This is a genomic window from Xenorhabdus sp. KJ12.1 (assembly GCF_963876495.1).
Classification (GTDB): Bacteria; Pseudomonadota; Gammaproteobacteria; order Enterobacterales; family Enterobacteriaceae; genus Xenorhabdus; species Xenorhabdus stockiae.
Genome location: NZ_CAWNQH010000061.1, coordinates 41,600 through 60,712 on the forward strand (window position 1 = coordinate 41,600; position 19,113 = coordinate 60,712).

The 19,113-nt window shown below is 41.0% G+C and carries 12 protein-coding genes and 2 tRNA genes; 5 read left to right on the forward strand and 9 right to left on the reverse strand.

From position 1 onward, the window contains the following. Positions 1–2,853 (forward strand): two-component system sensor histidine kinase RcsC, encoded by a 2,853-nt coding sequence (gene rcsC / locus AACS92_RS07515; RefSeq protein ID WP_099108351.1) that lies wholly within the window; start codon positions 1–3, stop codon positions 2,851–2,853. Positions 2,854–2,889: 36 nt separating this feature from the next. On the opposite strand, the gene rcsB is transcribed toward rcsC, so the two are convergent. Both rcsB and rcsD read right to left on the reverse strand, forming a co-directional pair. Then, positions 2,890–3,540, reverse strand: coding sequence for a response regulator transcription factor RcsB (gene rcsB / locus AACS92_RS07520; protein WP_099108352.1), 651 nt, complete (start codon positions 3,538–3,540; stop codon positions 2,890–2,892). A gap of 8 nt (positions 3,541–3,548) precedes the next feature. Continuing rightward, entirely contained in the window at positions 3,549–6,248 is a 2,700-nt protein-coding gene (gene rcsD, locus AACS92_RS07525) for a phosphotransferase RcsD (RefSeq protein WP_099108353.1), read from the reverse strand. Positions 6,249–6,460: 212 nt separating this feature from the next. Here rcsD and AACS92_RS07530 point away from each other — a divergent pair. From AACS92_RS07530 to tyrP, 4 genes are all read left to right on the forward strand, one after another. After that, a tRNA-Ser gene (locus AACS92_RS07530) sits at positions 6,461–6,548 on the forward strand. Positions 6,549–6,554: 6 nt separating this feature from the next. Further along, positions 6,555–6,630, forward strand: a tRNA-Thr gene (locus tag AACS92_RS07535). A gap of 1,062 nt (positions 6,631–7,692) precedes the next feature. Further along, entirely contained in the window at positions 7,693–8,931 is a 1,239-nt protein-coding gene (locus AACS92_RS07540; RefSeq protein WP_099108354.1) for an MFS transporter, read from the forward strand. 430 nt (positions 8,932–9,361) lie between these two features. Further along, entirely contained in the window at positions 9,362–10,567 is a 1,206-nt protein-coding gene (tyrP, locus tag AACS92_RS07545; RefSeq protein ID WP_099108355.1) for a tyrosine transporter TyrP, read from the forward strand. A gap of 66 nt (positions 10,568–10,633) precedes the next feature. Here the strand turns inward: tyrP and AACS92_RS07550 are convergent, their stop codons facing one another. The 7 genes from AACS92_RS07550 to menF all read right to left on the reverse strand — a co-directional run bounded on the left by AACS92_RS07550 (position 10,634) and on the right by menF (position 18,520). Beyond that, positions 10,634–11,176 (reverse strand): YfaZ family outer membrane protein, encoded by a 543-nt coding sequence (locus AACS92_RS07550; RefSeq protein ID WP_099108356.1) that lies wholly within the window; start codon positions 11,174–11,176, stop codon positions 10,634–10,636. A 108-nt stretch (positions 11,177–11,284) separates the two neighbouring features. Next, positions 11,285–12,703, reverse strand: coding sequence for an o-succinylbenzoate--CoA ligase (gene menE / locus AACS92_RS07555; RefSeq protein ID WP_099108357.1), 1,419 nt, complete (start codon positions 12,701–12,703; stop codon positions 11,285–11,287). Beyond that, on the reverse strand, positions 12,694–13,689 hold the full coding sequence (gene menC, locus AACS92_RS07560; RefSeq protein WP_099108468.1) for an o-succinylbenzoate synthase: 996 nt from the start codon (positions 13,687–13,689) through the stop codon (positions 12,694–12,696). Before menC ends, menE begins: the two co-directional genes overlap by 10 nt. After that, on the reverse strand, positions 13,689–14,546 hold the full coding sequence (gene menB / locus AACS92_RS07565; protein ID WP_099108358.1) for a 1,4-dihydroxy-2-naphthoyl-CoA synthase: 858 nt from the start codon (positions 14,544–14,546) through the stop codon (positions 13,689–13,691). The genes menC and menB overlap by 1 nt, the downstream gene beginning before the upstream one ends. 12 nt (positions 14,547–14,558) lie before the next feature. Continuing rightward, entirely contained in the window at positions 14,559–15,347 is a 789-nt protein-coding gene (gene menH / locus AACS92_RS07570) for a 2-succinyl-6-hydroxy-2,4-cyclohexadiene-1-carboxylate synthase (RefSeq protein ID WP_193756842.1), read from the reverse strand. Next, complete coding sequence (gene menD / locus AACS92_RS07575) at positions 15,344–17,053, reverse strand: 2-succinyl-5-enolpyruvyl-6-hydroxy-3-cyclohexene-1-carboxylic-acid synthase (protein WP_099108360.1); 1,710 nt, start codon at positions 17,051–17,053, stop codon at positions 15,344–15,346. Before menD ends, menH begins: the two co-directional genes overlap by 4 nt. Before the next feature lie 156 nt (positions 17,054–17,209). Continuing rightward, positions 17,210–18,520 (reverse strand): isochorismate synthase MenF, encoded by a 1,311-nt coding sequence (menF, locus tag AACS92_RS07580; protein ID WP_241537839.1) that lies wholly within the window; start codon positions 18,518–18,520, stop codon positions 17,210–17,212. Positions 18,521–19,113: the final 593 nt, after the last annotated feature.

A 19,113-nucleotide genomic window follows, 5' to 3' on the forward strand; every position in this document is an offset into this window, starting at 1 on the left:
TTGAGATATCTATCTTCATTTCATACATCACTAAAGATATCCCGCTACCTTTTTCGGGTACTTGGTTTTATGTTATGGGCATTAGGCGCTTTATTAACCACTTTCTATCTGGCTAATATTTTTAATAAGGGTAAATCAGATATTCGTCAGGACTATAATACTGTCTACGATATAATGTTCTCCTATATTCGGAATACGACTGCTACTCTGCATGATCTCCAATATATGACGGAAAAATATTTATCCCATAAAAATGAAAAAAAACTGACTATTAACCTGCCACATAATAACTCCCATTTTTTGTATACACCGCTGAGTATCCATTCTAATTGTGACTTTCTGAGTAATGAACAAGAGCACTACTTAAAATCATTAAATGAGCTGTTCTTCTTCTGGAAAGATAATATTGTTATGCCACAGGGTATTAATCAGGTTTTTTTAGTCGATATTCAAAGTATGTGCATGATGAATTCTCCAATTCGCGGGACAATAACCGATCCTGACATACTAAAAAAAATGGTTTATGAAAACTACCGACGTCTGATATTTGACCAAGAGAAAGGAAAAAATCAAAATATCTATTGGGCAGCGCCGAATACAAGTTCCGATAGTGGTAGCTTTTATATCCTTTCCCCTATTTATAGCAATGGAAAAATGATTGCAATGATAGGCGTCGAACAATCTATCAGGCTGGATACTTTTATCCCCGATCATGACAGGAATATTACTCTTACACTACTAAATCATTATAACAAACCTGAGTTATATTATCCTGCAAAGAATAGTAATAAATCCAACACGATTGGCTACAATACGCAGGTGCCTTATTTTGGCTATAGTGAAAGCTTTTCTCATTTATTATTAAAACGGCGTTTAGCACCCTCATCATTCAGTGTGGTATATTCAGAACCCTTAATGAATATTTTTAATGCATTCAAGCATAAAATCATTAACAGTATTATTCTTAATATCACCTCTGCGATTCTGATTATCTTTTTTGTTTGGTTATTTGAGAGAAAAATGTTCTCTCCTGCTGAAAATAATGCTCTTCGCCTTGAAGAAAATGAACAGTTTAACCATAAAATTGTCGCCTCAGCTCCTGTCGGCATCAGTATCTTACGGATTAGTGATGGTGCTAATATATTAAGTAATGAACTTGCACACAACTATACTAGAATGCTGACGTTTGAGGATCAAAAACGCATTATCGATATCATTTGCGATAAAAGCAGCAGCTACATCGATGTTGTCACCAGCAATAATAATCATCTGCAAATTAGTTTTGTACATTCACGCTATCGCAATGAAGAAGTCGCAATCTGTGTTCTGATTGATATCAGTACCCGGGCAAAAATGGAGAAATCATTACAGGAAATGGCCTCAGCCGCAGAGCAGGCCAACCAGGCAAAATCAATGTTTCTGGCAACAGTAAGTCATGAATTAAGGACGCCATTATATGGCATTATCGGAAACCTTGAATTACTACAGTCCTATCCATTGTCACCGGAAGCTGCTCGGTTATTATCGACAATGAATAATTCATCATCACTGCTGTTAAAGATTATTAGTGATATTCTTGATTTCTCCAAAATAGAATCTAATCAATTGAAAATTGATGCCAAAGAATTCAGCTGTAAAGAAATCATATCTCATGTAATTTCAAATTATCTACCCCTTATTGCGAAAAAAAATCTGGGATTCTATTGCTATATTGAACCAGATGTACCTGACTATATTAATAACGATCCGGTGAGGCTTCAGCAAATCATTTCCAACTTGTTAAATAATGCGATTAAATTTACAGAAACGGGCTGCATTGTTATATCCATCGCGATAAGACACGGCTATATGTATATCAGTATCAAAGATACAGGGCTAGGAATAGAAAATAAATTTCAGGCTCAGTTATTTGAACCATTTTTTCAAACCAGTACCAATAAAGAGAATGCATCACAAGGTACCGGATTGGGTTTAGCTATTTGTGAAAAATTAATCAACCTGATGGATGGTGATATTGAATTTGTATCCCAACAATATGTTGGCAGTATTTTCTCTATCCGGCTTCCGTTATATGGAGCAAAATATGATAAGGAAAAATACCAAACTAACATCTATTCTCCAAAGCATGCTCCACAAAAAATCGTCTTAGCTATTCACAATGATTGTTTAGAAAAATATCTGTACAACTTGCTTACAAAGGCACATTTTCAAATTGCTTTATATGATGAGAATAAAGCCACTGACTCTGAATTGTTAATCAGTGATCTTCCTATTGAGCCCAATAATTCTGCCCATTATCGTATTGAAATATCAGAGCAGCATATCGGGGCACCCAAAAACACCCATAATAATTACTGGTTGCATAACACTTACCAGATTAGCGATTTTGCTACTTTTATTGATAATCTGCTATCAAACAATAATTATATGGCCATACCTTCTGCTTCAACAATAACAACGCCAGTCAAAGTTGATGACAGATTAAATACAATTAGAATTTTAGTTGTTGATGACCATCCTATCAATCGGCATTTACTTGTTGAACAATTAAGCTCATTAGGCCTCAAAACAGCCATGGCTCATGACGGACTTGATGCTATTGAATATCTGAGAAATAACGAGACTGATATTATTCTGACCGATGTTAACATGCCTAATATGGATGGTTATGAATTCACAAAATATTTAAGAAATAAAGGATATACTAAACCCATCATTGGGATTACAGCGAATGCAATGGCAGAGGAAAGGCAACGTTGTGCTGATGTCGGTATGGATTATTGTTTACTAAAACCAGTATCACTGACAAAATTAAAAGAAACATTAGTGGCACATATAAGATCGGCAACATAAATCACCGATCCTACACTGAAAGAAATAACAAATAGGCTATTTAACCATATCATTGTCAATAGTGACTGAAGATAAGTAATTAAGTAACGCAATATCGTTATCCACTCCCAGTTTTATCATTGCAGATTTTTTCTGACTACTAATAGTTTTTATACTACGATTAAGCTTCTTTGCAATATCTGTCACGAGTAGCCCCTCAGCAAATAAACGCAGCACTTCACTCTCTTTTGGAGATAAACGCTTATCTCCGTAACCATTAGCATTCACCTTTTCCAACAATTTAGAAACACTTTCAGGTGTAAATTGTTTACCTTTTTGTAGCGCAGAAAGTGCTTTAGGCAAATCAGTTGGTGCTCCCTGCTTTAAAACAATCCCCTCAATATCAAGTTCAAGTACTGCACTTAAAATAGCCGGATTATTGTTCATCGTCAGAACGACGATAGCCAGTGTCGGATAATGGCGCTTAATATATTTTATCAGGGTGATGCCATCGCCATATTTGTCACCGGGCATTGACAAATCCGTTATGAGAACATCTGCTTCTATATGTGGCAAACTATTAATCAGTGTAGTTGAATTTTCAAACTCACCGACAATATTAATCCACTCAATTTGTTCAAGTGACTTGCGGATGCCAAATAAAACAATAGGATGGTCATCTGCAATAATGACATTAAGGTTATTCATATTATTGGTTACCTTGGCTGCAACAGCTTTGTGACAAAGGAATCAATACGGCTGATGCTACTTTTGATTTCTACTTCATTATTGTCTGCTATGTGTTGTTCCAACGCCTCACATAATGTTTTTAGCAATTTAAAGTCTAACATAGCAAACGCACCTTTAAGGCGGTGTACCGTTTGCGAAAGTGATATTAAGTCATAGCGTTCCATATCAGTATACAGCTTAGTAACATCCATCGGTACCGTCTCTATAAATAATTTCCTATAATTACTGTCTACCAACTGCGTGTGATAACTTTTGAGGGTATTACAAATATTACTATCTACATTTTGAACAAAATCTGATTCTGGTTTCAGATCAGAGGCGATCTCGTCAGGCTCGATTAAGCTGAAATTTTCTTCAATCAGCAGCGATATCGCATTGATAACATCACCAACAAAATTGTAATTACACTGAATCAAACCCGCTTGCATTTGCTTAAACCCTACTAAATTACCTACTAATAATATAGTTGGCTTTTTTGTTTTGTTCTGTTTATCAGTAAGAATAATATCGTATTCTTCCGTAACACTTTCTGTGCTTTTTTCAAAATATGTTGCTCCATAATTATCAAGGTGATTATGGATTATTTTTTTAATTTCAGGATTACTGATATCTACTAGGGCAATAACCCCTTCCAATAGTTGCGGGATCTCTATATCTTCATCTTGTTGAGACAACGGCAAACTAACAACATAATGCGTTCCCAGCCCCAGTTTACTGTTAATTTGAAGATTTCCTCCCATCTTTTTACATAACTGATTGCACAAATAAAAGGCTAACCCAGAATTTGTATAATATTTATCTTCTGCTAATTTATGTAAGAAAGGATAATTTAAACTATTCAGATCTTTCTCGCTAAGACCTGAACCACTATCGATTAACTCAATCTGTATGTGACTGTTATATTTACCGGAAGTACTGACATTAAGTGATATTTTCCCATAACTAGTTGTTGTAATAGCATAATTTAATAATAATAAAACTATTTTGCTTATTGCTTGCCCATCACCATTGAATATGGATTCATGAGGAATGTTAAAATGATAATAAGCCTTCAGACTCTTAGCATTGAGTGTTGGAAGAAATATTTTTAATATATTTTCCAGTTGCGAGGATAAAGAGAATATCTCATTAGTAGGCTTCCAGTCATCTGACTCTAATCCATTGAGTAATGATATATTTTCAACCCAGTCGGTAATATACTCTGATTTTAACAGCAACCTATCCAATGAATATTGGATGTCTTCATCTTGCGACTTTACTTTCAACTGAATAACAAGATCGTTCAACTCCTGAATAGGTTTTTTTATTTCATTATTAATATTTAGCAACATGGAACGTCTGGCGTACACACTTTTCTCATATTCTCTTTGAGCAAGCTGTAACCGCTTATTGATCATTACCTCCTGATCACGCCCCTGAAATAAGAAAAGGTATGTTTCAGGCAATAAATTACTGCTATACATCTTTACTTCATAAACCGCATCCTCAATCGAGGTCTGAATAACACCATGATGCTGTTCTGCCATTATCTTAACCTTATCCAAATCAAGATAAGGCAGCAGTTTTTCGGCAATTTTATTACTACTAATCAGTTGATTAGATGAAAAATCATAAATCAGCAACCCAATGGGTATATTGGAAACAATATCATTTTCCAAAGAGTTTTTGATTTTCAGTTCCTGATCCATTGAAGCATTAGGCGTGATATATCGCCGGCGGATATAAAATAAACCACTGAATGAGAGTAATAAGAAAAGCAATATGGAAAGTAACAGCCAAATATTTCTGAGCAATAAATCCACAACAAGAGCTTTCAGTGGAACCTGATATATCAATTTATACGGGACAATATTCAGTGGCTGAGAAAACTCTAACCAAAAACCGTTTAAAGAAACATCAATTTTACTTGTTTTGTCAATATCGTATTCATTGTTTGAGTTCAGCCGAAAATTTGCCGCTGGCATATCAACCGGTAAGAGGTTATTAATTGGTAGATCAAAGGCAATAACGGTGGTTAATTGCCCAGGTGAGTTGAATGCGGCTTTATAGGTATAGAAATAAATATTCTCTCCGCGCAATGAATGAATAGATGAGATACTTTCCCTTTCATCCAGCGCTATTGACTGAGCCAGCATTTCAGAACGCTTAAAATCAGAGCTCAGGGTCAGATAACTTTCCTTAAATCTGATTTCCGGCTTTAAAATAGGATGCGTTGTCACCAGTAGTAAATTGTTATCCTTACCATTGAGATAATACATAGACTCATATTCGTTGCGCGAGCCCCAGAGAATTTCGAGATAATGGGATAGTTTCTGAGCCAATTGCACACTTGAATCATTGTAACTACCAAAAATAATCGCATCGATATTTTTGCTATTGTTTTCCAGCCAATAAATATTAGGACCTACTTCTAATGTAGGTACAATCCCCAAAGAAGATAATGACTGGGAATTAGATTGTTCAAAGATACGCCCTGCATGGTAGCGATAATCTGTAATCTGCAATCGCATTTTAGCTGTCACACTGCTGACGGCATATTTTTTCTCCATCAACCAACTATCAAAATAGTTATACCCAAATAAAAATAGAGACGTAAAAAGCAGAATAATAAACAGTGCATAAAAACGGGGGATAGCAGATGGCTTAATAGGTGCTTGTTTATACATTCTTTGAATGGCTACCTTTCATGTGAAGATATCTATGGTTAACTTTAATTCAATTTGCAATAAAATAAGTCATTGAGTTGTGTTAATACTAGCAGGTTAGTGGATAAAAAGGCCACCGGCGTTCGAAGATTGAGCAAACAGTAAAAAAATAACAATTTTTTCCTTTCGGGGACTAGACACATTCCAGAGATATAGGCATAATCTCGCGCCATGGAAGGATGGCCGAGCGGTCGAAGGCAGCGGTCTTGAAAACCGCCGATGGGAAACCATCCTAGAGTTCGAATCTCTATCCTTCCGCCAAATTTCGCCGGCTTAGCTCAGTTGGTAGAGCAACTGACTTGTAATCAGTAGGTCACCAGTTCGATTCCGGTAGCCGGCACCAAATAAGACCCGTTATCTTTCAACGAGATAGCGGGTTTTTATTTTTCCCAACTAACGGTACTGAGCACAGAGTGAGACATATTTGTGACTTCATCGTGAAATAGAGCATCGATTTGTTGTGCATGCTCTGTCAAGTGAAAAGGTACGAGACATCCCCATTTCAACTGATTCCAAGCCCTCTCCCATTTTTAACCCTTTCATAACTCAACAATTCTGCATCCTAACATATTCTTGCAAGCTAGATTCCTATTGCTCTGACTCCACTAATAACCTCTAATTGGTAATCCTTAGTAATCCGAGTATTCCCAAATTTTAGCTACGTAACTCCCGCATAACCATCACACTATCTGACCAAATGAAAAACCTCATTTTAGGGGTAAGTATTAAAAATTGAATTTTCTAACATAGATAATATCTGATTATTCATGTGGTTGACCTAATCATCTTTTTGTTGATGTTTTATTAATTTAAATATTATTGCTATGAGGATTACAATAATATTCATTATTTATCCGGCAATGAATTTATCTAAAAAATAGATTTTAAAAATATGCATAAAAATATTTTCTTATACGAAAAAGCTGATACTTTACACAGTCAAAGAAATAAAATTAATGTTAAAAAACAACAAATTAAATAATGACGGATTAACAAAATCACTAATAATCAAGTCGCCAACTATACTCTTAGAGTAAATCCAAATAAAATAACCTGACTAATTAATAAACTACCAATTATTAACTTCCCTTCCGAAAATGGATATTATTGAACGAAATCAAAATTATAACAATTAATACCGAATATTATTAATAAATAGCCTTATTTAGCAATTAAATTATGATGAAATAAAAGGAAAGATAATGACTGATAGATACACAATGAATTTCAAAATGCGTCTCAGCGATAAGGGGGCTCACCCCCGGTGAGCAGAGATAACTCTATGGTCGGGATGAGTGAGTGCAGCCAACAAACAAAGAAGCAACTCTCAGTTTGATTGAGAAACAGATGGCAACTGAATCCTTCTGTCATCTGTATTAAATGAGTAAATTTGAGGAGTACGAAAATGAAAGAAAAACCGGATCTGATCTGGTATCTGGTGTTGGTTGCGCTACTTGATTTTATCGGTTTGGGAATGGTGGTGGCGATATTTCCACACATGATGATTTCTGATGCCGCTTCACTCTTCCCGGAAGGATGGGATCATCAGAAAAAGGTAGTTATGTTGGGGATTTTCCTTGCAATCTATCCTTTGGGCCAGTTTTTTGGTGCTTCCATACTAGGCAAAATGTCGGATATTTATGGTCGCAGAAAAATGATGTTAATTACTGTAGCGGGCACTGCTATAGCTTTTGCTGCCAGTGGCTACGCAGTCGTTGAAACATCAGCAGGACTACTACTGATTAGCCGTTTGCTCGCCGGAATGATGGCGGGTAACGTGGCAATTGCACAGGCAAGCATGGCGGATATCAGCAAACCGGGAAATAAAACTAAAAATCTCTCTATGATACAGACTGCTCTGGGTCTGGCTTGGGTGATAGGGCCGCCAATCGGAGGCTGGCTAACTAATGTATCTCTGTGGCAGTTCAACGGGTATATGACACCCTTTGTGATTATGGCTGTTATCTTTGCTCTGCTATTTATCTACACTTTGGTTACATATCCCGATACTCTGGAAAAGCATACACAGGAAAAAATAAATGCATTTTCCGGTCTGGTTCAAATTGCAAAAGCCTACAGCCACACTAAGCTGAGAATAGCATTTACTATCTGGACAGTTTTTGTTGCTGGCTGGTGGCTGTTTGAATCTTTCCTGCCCGCTTATCTTCTGGATATTTACAGTTTCAGTTCGTTCCAGATTGGATCTTTTCTCGCCATAATGGGAGCGACCTATGCATTATTCCAATATCTGGTGGTAAGGCGTGTTGCCAAAGTCACTAAACCTGAAAATATGGTACGATATTCCCTTGTGGTGTCATCACTTGCCGTCATAGCCATTTCAATGGTCAATAATGTTATTTACCTGCATATATTCATTACTCTTTTCGTCACCTCGATGGGTTTTGCATTGACTGGTTTGATAAGCAGTATCTCAAATCTTGCGCCGGAGAATGAACAGGGAGAAATCATGGGTTCTATCAGTTCCATCCAGGCGCTGGCAACACTGATAGTCATGTTGGCAGGGGGATTTCTCGATACCACTAATATTCGGGTAACAGTGGTAGGTGGCGGGTTATTATTGCTAATGAGTTGGTTACTTTTTGTGATGCGTCTGGGCGTTATTAACCGAAAAATAATTCGCTAAGTAAGAATAGTAATCAGCCAGTCATCCGTTCAATTCACAGAACTGGCACTGTATAAGAAAAAACCGTTATCTCAGGATATCGGGTTTTTTCTTTTCTACTTTCAGGCATACTACCATACGTTATTCTCGGTTCAGATGGCGATACCAAAGCGCTAATAAAGCTAAATCGGCTAATCGAATAACAGCCATAATCTGTAATATAAAGGCTATTACTAGAATTCTTTTTCTTTTCGACGAGTTTCCACAGGTACAACACTTCAAAATTAGATTCATTTATTCAATTTTCTTTTTTAATCTACTTCTCAGTTTTAGCACACAGTGTAATTATTTCTTTACAATCTATGTATTGCCAATTTGACAGCTATACACCAATCCTTTACTCTGCCACTCTTATTACTATTTTATCAATATATTCAGAGACGAGGATCGCGTGAAGAATCGCACTACTGGCAGTATTTTTATCGTCGCCGGAACGACGATTGGGGCAGGAATGCTCGCCATGCCTCTGGCTGCGGCAGGTGTAGGTTTTAGTACAACACTGGTCATGTTAGTTGGCCTATGGGCTTTGATGAGTTATACCGCACTCCTGCTGGTAGAAGTTTATCAATATAATAAAGCCAATACCGGGTTGGGAACTATCGCAAAACGCTACTTGGGCGTCGGTGGGCAGGTGTTAACAGGGTTCAGCATGCTATTTCTGATGTATGCTCTGACAACCGCCTATATCAGTGGTGCTGGTGAGTTGCTGGCTGCCAGTTTATCGGCTTGGTTAGAGAAAGACATTTCTGTTTCTATCGGGATCATTATATTTACACTGGTCGCCGGAAGTGTCGTCTGCATTAGTACCCGATCTGTTGATTTAATTAATCGCCTGCTATTTACTGCTAAAGTCATTTTTCTGGTGCTCGTTCTTGGCGTGATGATGCCTCATGTTGACAAGATCAACCTGATATCTATGCCAATAGAAAAAGGGCTTGTTCTGTCAGCCATTCCGGTAATTTTTACTTCATTCGGGTTTCATGGCAGTGTGCCAAGCATCGTTGCCTATATGGGCGGGGATACAAATAAGCTGCGGAAGATATTTCTTATCGGTAGTGCTATTCCGCTGAGTGCTTATATCCTGTGGCAGTTAGTGACTCTTGGTGCTATTTCTTCCAATACCTTTGTCGGGATTCTGGCACAACAGTCAGGATTGAATGGATTATTGCAGGCTGTCCGAGAAGTTGTTGCGTCACCCAAAGTTGAACTTGCTGTTCATCTGTTTGCTGACCTCGCACTGGCGACATCGTTTCTGGGTGTTTCTCTGGGTCTGTTTGATTATCTTGCTGACCTGCTAAAACGCCGCAATCATGCCAAAGAGCGTCTGCAAACCGGCTTGATAACTTTTGTGCCCCCCATGCTTTGCGCTCTGTTCTACCCTAACTTTGTGATGGCGCTGACCTTCGCTGCCGTTGCGCTGTCAATTCTGGCTCTGTTACTCCCCTGCCTGCTGGTTTGGCGCTGTCGCAAAGAAAATCAGGGAGGATATCGTGTGAAAGGTGGTAACCCGGCACTCGTCCTTATTTTCCTGTGCGGTATTGCTGTTATTGCTATTCAGGTTGGCATTGTTACAGGCATGCTGCCCGAGGTTGGCTAATCCATTACGCCACGTGAGAAAGGCATATCCGCATCCTTATAGATGCGGATAATGTCAGTGGAGATATCAGAAATTCACGCCTGCGCCAATGTAAAAGCCATCTGACACTTTATTACTGCGATCCCCGCCTTTTCCTTTTAGATCAATTACGCGATAACCAGCTTCAACACTCAATGGTCTGAAGAGGAGATAACGGACACCGCCGTTAGCTTCTGTATAAGAGTCAATACCTGAAGTAAAACCTGATGGAGCACCATAAGCTTCACCATATAATGATAGTGATGGTGTTACCGCTACACTGAGACCAACACCAGCAGCTAATGCAGCGCCATCTTTTCCGACTTTTGGCGACAGATAGAGAGCCTTACCGCCAACACTGGCTGTCAGCGGCCCAACAGGCAGAGCAAAGGCCAGTCCCAGACTACCCAACTGACCATTATGATCACTGCGGGCCCAGTTTCCGTTCAGGGAGAACCCCGCATTTTTATCACCAATTCCCGCAGATGTACTGGTATAGTGCTTTCCTGCTTCAACATTTACAGAAATTGCATTTGCTGTACCAGTCATAAAGAGCAGACTAGCAGCACTGACAGCAATAAAACCTTTCATATCATTTCCTTCTTATCTAATTGGTAATTGCCACTACTTGTTGCAAGCCATTTTACTGGAATTTAGTAAATACCATAAACTATAAAATTAATAAACTATCTAGATTAATCAAGATATGCAGGTAACGTATTTTTGCAGTACCCACTGTTTAACCTGCTGTCGTGGAATTTTTATTCCATCATTCTTTAACTGCTCAGGCAGTAAATAACAGGCTACAGGCTGCTGAAATGAAGCAAGTTTATCCGAAAGCCAGCTAGAAAGTGTTGTTGTAAGTTTAGGTGAGTTTGTTTCGATTACCATGACAGGCCGATGCCCAAATTCAGGGTCGGGTACAGGAACAACAAAACTTTGCTGAATTTCGGGATGCTGGTTAATGATTCGCTCGATATCTTCCGGCTGGATACCTTCTCCACCGCTGAAAAACTGATTGTCGAGACGCCCGAGAATACACAGTTCATTCCGCTCAAAGACGCCCCGATCACGGGTGGAAAACCAGCCATTTTCGTTAAGCAGAGGCTGTAATTTCCCATCAGACCAATATCCCATCGCAATGCTGTCTGCCCTGATCTGTATCTCATCATCCTGCAAACGGATCTCTTTTCCCGGCAATGGTGTTCCCACCCCCGGTGAACCATCTGCACGCTTTGCGCAGACTGTTGAAGCCATTTCAGTCAGGCCATAACCACACCAGCAGCGAATGCCCAGTTTTCCGGCCTGTTGAACAAGCTCCTGCGGTATCATTGCCCCGCCCAGTAACACATCTTTCAAAGTCTGTTTATATTCATGCGGCTGAGACAGCCAGCGCCACAATTGCGTAGGCACTAAGGAGGCATGAGTACAACCGGATAAAGCCCTGTCCAGAGAGCGCATGTCTTCTAATACCAGCACTGCACCTTTCAGCAACCAGCGCCAGAGTATTCCCTGACCTGAAACATGGTATAAGGGCAGTGATAATAACCAGCGATCATGTGAACCGAAATCTATACAGGAAAGAACGCTCTTTGCACTGGCAAAGTGAGCCTTCATAGAATGCACAACGGCTTTAGGCAGCCCGGAAGATCCTGAAGTCAGGATCATACTGGCCGGGCGATGTTCATCCCATGAAATTAAATCCCTTGTAACATATTTTCCTGACGTAACTGTAAACTTAGTTTGCCAGTTAAGTTCCGTTGCCTGAATAACCGATGAAGGGGAATCGGTAAAATCAGCCACAAATGCCATATTCAGCCGGGGAAGTAATTCCACCAGCAATGATTCGGGGAGTTGAGGATTCAGTGGCAGTACTCTTGCCCCACATTGTAGGGCCGCAAAGTAACAGAGCAAAAAATCGGTACTATTTTTCCCCCTCAGGATCACTCCACTGCCTTCTGATACCCCCTGTTGCCGGAAACAATCTGCAATAGTATTAATTTTTGTCGCTAGCTGCTGCCATGTCAGGGGTTTTCCATACAACAAGGCAGCTTGTTTTTCCGGAGCACAAACTGCCCAATGATGCCAAGGCCATTGGTTAAACGACGCTAATGACATTCATGGCTCCATGCGATTTCCAGTTTATCTGATTCGAGGCAAGGAATATCACTGTCTGGCCAGCAACGAATAAGTTGTGACCGGATCAAATTCAGAGTATCTAATCCCGGGAGTGTATCCGGCGTTAACCAGTGTGCTAAACGGGCCAGTTGCGTCAGACCAAAACTGGTTTCAATACTTGAGCTTATAACAGCTTCCAATCCTGCCTGATGAGCTTCAGTAATTAATTGACGGCAACGGTCAATACTGCCAACCAAAGTTGGCTTGATGATAATAGCAGCAACACCGGCTTCAGCTTTTACCGTGAAACTGTCCTCCCGGACACTTTCATCCCATGCGATAGCAATACCTGTTTCGCGAGCAAAATCCAGTGACTCTTCACGGGTTTTGCAAGGTTCTTCGATGAAAGCAATACGCTGGCGATAATCCGGATTGACATACTTGGCAAATCCATCCGCTTTAGTGCGTGTCCAACTGCGGTTAGCATCCAGTCTTAGCCGGAGTTCAGGCACAGCTTCCAACAAAACATTAGCAACCATGCCATCCCGTACAGCCTCGTATAAACCTACTTTCACCTTCGCAATTTTCTGTCCGGTCATTTCTCCCAGACGCAGGATCACATCATCAGGATCGCCGGTACATAATGGTGCTTTGCGATAGTCAGCTTCTTCCGGCAATTCCCCCCGCAATTCAGCAAGCGCACAACTGATACCAAACGCAACAGAAGGTAATTCACTCTGTTCCGGTTCTTTATCTGCACCTTTTTCTGCCTGACACCAGTGCGTTAACCACGCTACTGCGGCTTGTTCTGCCTGCTCAAGTGTTTCACGGCTGAATTCCGGTAACGGGGCAATTTCTCCCCAGCCGTGTTCCTCATTTTCCTGTATATGAACCAGAAAACCATCTCGGGTTTTCAGGCGCTGATAACGCAGGATAACACCTGCCTCCATCGGCAGGCTGTAATGATAAAGAGTTGCTTTACGCATCATGGGTTACGTTTGAATTTACTGAAATCAGGGTGACGTTTTTCATTGAATGCGTTACGCCCTTCCTGTCCTTCTTCAGTCATATAAAACAGCATGGTGGCGTTCCCGGCCAACTCCTGCAAACCCGCCTGTCCATCACAATCTGCATTCAGGGCAGCTTTCAGGCAACGCAGCGCCATCGGGCTGTTTTCCAGCATTTCACGGCACCAGCGTACAGTTTCTTTCTCCAGCTCAGCATAAGGAACGACAGTATTAACTAATCCCATATCAAGCGCTTCCTGAGCATTGTACTGGCGGCACAGGAACCAGATTTCGCGGGCTTTCTTCTGTCCGACTATCCGGGCCATATAAGATGCACCCCATCCACCATCAAAAGAGCCGACTTTAGGGCCGGTTTGTCCAAAAATCGCATTATCTGCGGCAATGGTCAGATCGCACATCAGATGCAGAACATGCCCGCCACCAATGGAATATCCGGCAACCATAGCAACAACTGGTTTTGGACAGGTACGAATCTGACGCTGGAAATCCAGTACATTCAGATGATGTGTTCCCATATCATCCTGATAACCACCATAATCGCCCCGGATCTTCTGATCGCCGCCAGCACAGAAGGCTTTTTCTCCCATTCCGGTCAGAATAATTGTGCCGATGCTATCGTCATAACGTGCATCTGCCAGAGCCTGAATCATCTCTTTAACTGTCAGAGGACGAAAGGCATTGCGCACTTGTGGGCGATTGATTGTGATTTTAGCGATACCATCAGTAGATTTATGATAAAGAATATCTTCAAATCCATTAGAACAATCTTGCCAGTCAATCGGCGCATATAATTTTTCTTCGCATGGGTAGAGCATTATTAAACGTCCTTAGCCAAAAAGTGATAAAAAGTGGTTCACTGCGGCTGAAAAACCCGCAGGATTACTACTGTGGACATTATGTCCAGACTGAGAAATTATTTTTAATGGCAATGCAAACTGTTGCGCTATGCCCTTAAATTTCTGATCATGTTCACCGCATAAATAAATAAAAGGTACTGCCAGTTTTTGTAATTCCGGGAGCAGATACGGCTGGTGCCCAAGTGAGGTATTTTCCAGCATATCTGCAATACTACTGCCCCTGTTCTGGCTACGAATCTGAATAAGCCTGAGACGTTGCGCCTCAGGTAAATCCGCAAATACAGGCTGTTGATACCAATCCGCTAAAACTGCCGCTATAGGTTCTGAACGGAAGCGCTGTGCCCAGTTTTTATCATGTAATAATCTGGCTTCACGTTCCTCTTGGGATAATAGCCCCGGGTTTCCACCTTCCACCAGAATCCCCCTTAACCCCTGCACAGCCTGAGCTTGAGTTGCGTGATACATAGCAATCCGGCCACCGAGTGAGTAACCAATTAACCAATAATCATGGATCTGATACGCAAGTAATGTTTTGCTCAGCAGAGCATTCATCTCTGCAAGACCATCTTTAGCAAAAACATTCACAAGCGGCATATCGGCAGAATGACCATGACCGGGCAAATCAATGACCAAAGAAGGATACTGGTTGCAGGCACTGATAATGGGCTGCCATTCATGGCCACATCCCAGCAGACCATGCAACCAAACCAGCCATGGGCCTTGTTTGTCCGTATTGAATGTCTGACAGGCCAGCTTCATAGTTCCGCCACTTGTTTCAGTAACGTTTGCAGGCACACCGCACCTTCATTACCTGTCACATTTAATTCCACAACCGTGGTAGCATTTTGCAGCCATGACTGTTCAACAGCCTGTTTTAACTCAGGCCAACTTTGTGGAGCGCTATAATGCAGGCCAAACATAGCCGCAGCAGGATTAAAACTGATATTTTGCGGCATACAGTAAAACTGCTGGCGTGCTTCCTGTGGTGTAGGTAGTAATGAAAAAATCTGACCGCCGTTATTATTGACGATAATCAGTACCATCGGTGATGAAACTTCCCGCAATAAAGCCAGACCGTTCAGATCATAAAGTGCCGAAATATCACCGATAATCGCCAGCGTGGGCTTACCGGTTGCCCGTTGTACTCCGGCTGAAGTTGCAATTAACCCGTCAATGCCACTGGCTCCACGATTACTGTAAACCGGATAACCGACAGGAAGTTGCCCCAGCGCATCAATCAGGCGAACAATCAGACTATTGCCGACAAATAGTTGCCCCTCTTCCGGTAATAACTGATGCAACTGATGGGCAACCGCAGCCTCACTGAATTTACCCGACAGTTTTTCAGCCACGCATTCCGATGCCTTTTCTGACCATATTTTCAGTTCATTCGCCCAAAAAGCATTAGGGTGATCTATATGTGTAGGATGCTCTTGTAACCACGCCGCGATATCACAGGTAAATTTGCGTCCCTGATGATTGGCAGGATCAAGCCTTCCCGCAATAGAATCGATAATCCAATATTCCTCTGGCTGACATGCTGCCTGCCACTGCAATAGTCTCTTTCCGGTCAGGCTGGAACCAAACTGAATAACCAGCTCGCCTTGTGCCAGAATTTCCTGTGTACGAGGGTGATTCAACCACAAATCAGCACAAGGCAAAGGCTGGCCTGTCTGAGACAAGACATCACCAATTAATGGCCATCCCATGTCTTTTGCCCACTGTGCAACAAGCTGCCCCTCTTCAGCACGCATTCTCCCTGCCAGAACAACCCCCCGTTTTTTTCGCCAACAATTCCAGTCAGTAACTTTGGTTGTCACAGTCATCATCGATTGCCGAAGCCACGGCTGATCCCCCTGCCACCAGTCTCCCAGAGTCTGTAACCATGACTGGTATTGATCATCATCACCATACAAAGGCTCTGCAAAAGGGCAGTTAATATGCAGCCCTCCCTGCCTGAGATTAGACATCGCATTATCAATAACAGAGACCAGCCAGCCGGCTGAAATATCAGTGGTTGGGCGCGGCAAAGTGAGTGTTTGTGACGGATGTGAGGAAAAAATATCGTGCTGACGTATAGCCTGATTCGCACCACAGTCAATCAGCTCCGGAGGTCTGTCTGCGGTGAGAAATACCAGCCGTTCTCCGGTTAAACCCGCTTCAATCAGCGAAGGATAGAGATTGGCAACTGCGGTTCCTGATGTCACGATGACAGCAACGGGCTCCCCGCTCGCTTTTGCCAGCCCCAGTGCCAGATGGCCTAACCCTCTCTCATCAAAGTGAGTGTGGCATATCAGCTTACCGTTCTGGGCAGCAGCTTTCTTTACAACGGAAAGTTTTACAACGGAAAGTGTCAGTGGAGTAGAACGGGAGCCGGGTGCAATACACACATGACGCAAACCGTGGCGGGTCAATGCTTCCAGTAAAAGTTCCGCCCAACGACGGTTCAGTGCGCTGTTTGACATAAGATGTTCGAAACTTATTTAAAAAGAAAACTCATTATTTAATAAAATGAATTATATAAGATATTCGCCGTTCCCATTCCCTTAAAAACACTTTCCTTGTGATAGTTCAAAGAAATATCATTTTATTGACAATACTCCATGCATCATTTCATGCAGCTATTCCATAGATAAATTACTGAGCAATGAGCGTAACCCTGCTGCCTTATTCTCAATTTCTATCCATTCTTGTTCAGGATCTGAGCCGGAAACAATCCCTGCCCCGGCATACAATGACAATAAAGCGCCATCTATGTACGCGCACCGCAGCGAAACGGCAAATTCACTCTGCTCAAGTCCCAAATACCCGGCAGATCCGGCATACCACCCCCGGCGAAAAGGTTCATTCTCAGCCAAAAACTGCCGGGCGGCTTCTCGTGGCAAACCGGCAACAGCAGCGGTTGGTTGTAAACGACTCAGGCAATCACTGTCCGAGACCTGATTTAAAAAACCATTAATATGTCTGCGCAGATGTTGTACTTTACGTAAACGAATAACATCAGGTGGAGCAACATCGATTGCTGTCACACCTCCCTGTAAACGCTGGCAAATATCATCCACCACAATCAAATTTTCATGCTGGTTCTTTTTATCCTTTAATAACCATTGCCCCAGCTCTTTTGCTTTTTGGTCATCATCAGAATTTATTGTTGTTCCCGCCAGAGCTTCAGTAAATAACTGTAGCTGGTGGCGGTAATAGAGCCGTTCAGGCGTAGAAGCGAGGAAGGCCTGTGTATCACTGAAAGCAAGCATGAAGTGATAACAATGATGATTCACCTCACGGCTGGCCGCCATAAATTGGCCTGCTTGCAAAGGCATATCCAGCATGAGTTCTGTTTTGCGGGCCATTACCACTTTTTCCATTTTTTTGCGGGTAATGGCATCCAGCGCCTGCTCCAGCAGTGTATTCCACTGCTCACTTTCAGGCCGATGCGTGGTATTTAAAATCGTTACTCGTGATGATTGAAATGGCTGGTGGGGTGCAATTTTTCTGAGAAACACGTAAATATTATCGATGTCAGCCTGCCCATCAATATTCAGATATAAATAAGTGGCCTTATGACAGCGACGTATTTCTATTCTTGGCAAGAACAGATAACTTTCTTCATTATCTGTATTTTCTTCCCTTTCCCACGCGTTCAAGCCCCAAATACGCATTTGAGGAAATTGAGCATGTTGATTTAAGAAATTCTCTGCTTGAGTGGCATCTCTGAAGAGGCGGATTTGCCCACAGGCAACAACTTCTTCGTGTCCATCACGATGTTGCCAGTAAAATTGAGGGTAATGCGGCTGAGCAGCCAACCATTCCAGCCAGTCAGTATCATCGGTTACAGAAAGGGGAAAACTGAACGATTGAATACCCACTTCGCTAACATTTTTGGTTCTGAGAGTTTCGCATACATTAGCGATGATACTGGCAATCTGATCCACAACTTCCCTCACTAACAACATAATAAAAGGCAGGATTATACGAACCAGCCGGAATTATTAAAGCACTTATTGTTTGTATGGTTGCTACTAAGGTTAATTTCAGAAAAGGCATTCCATGTTAAATTCGCTATTCTTTACCGAGTTTCTGTGTTTTTTGATCAAAAAAATCGTACACAATATTATTCATTCAAATGGATAAAACCATCGATAATGCATCATCCCTCGAAGATAAAAGATGTTTTATTTTAAAAATAAACAACACAAAGCCTAAACACCACATTTAATTATAAAAATGGATATTTTTTATAAAATAACCGTCACAAAATAATATAGACCTCATTCGGAAAATTGATGAAGATAAAAGTGGGAAAAATACAATCACGACTTACTAAAAGCAGTAAAACGAATCATCAATAAAGAATATCAATACTGTTAATAAATATATTTTATCAGCTCTGAATTTAATGGATTTATTTAATTAAAAAATACCATAAGAAAAATCTTAAAATAATAAGACATTGATTTTAATATTAATTAAATTATTACCCATAAATGTAACAATACGATATTACTTATTCTAAGTGTAATTATAT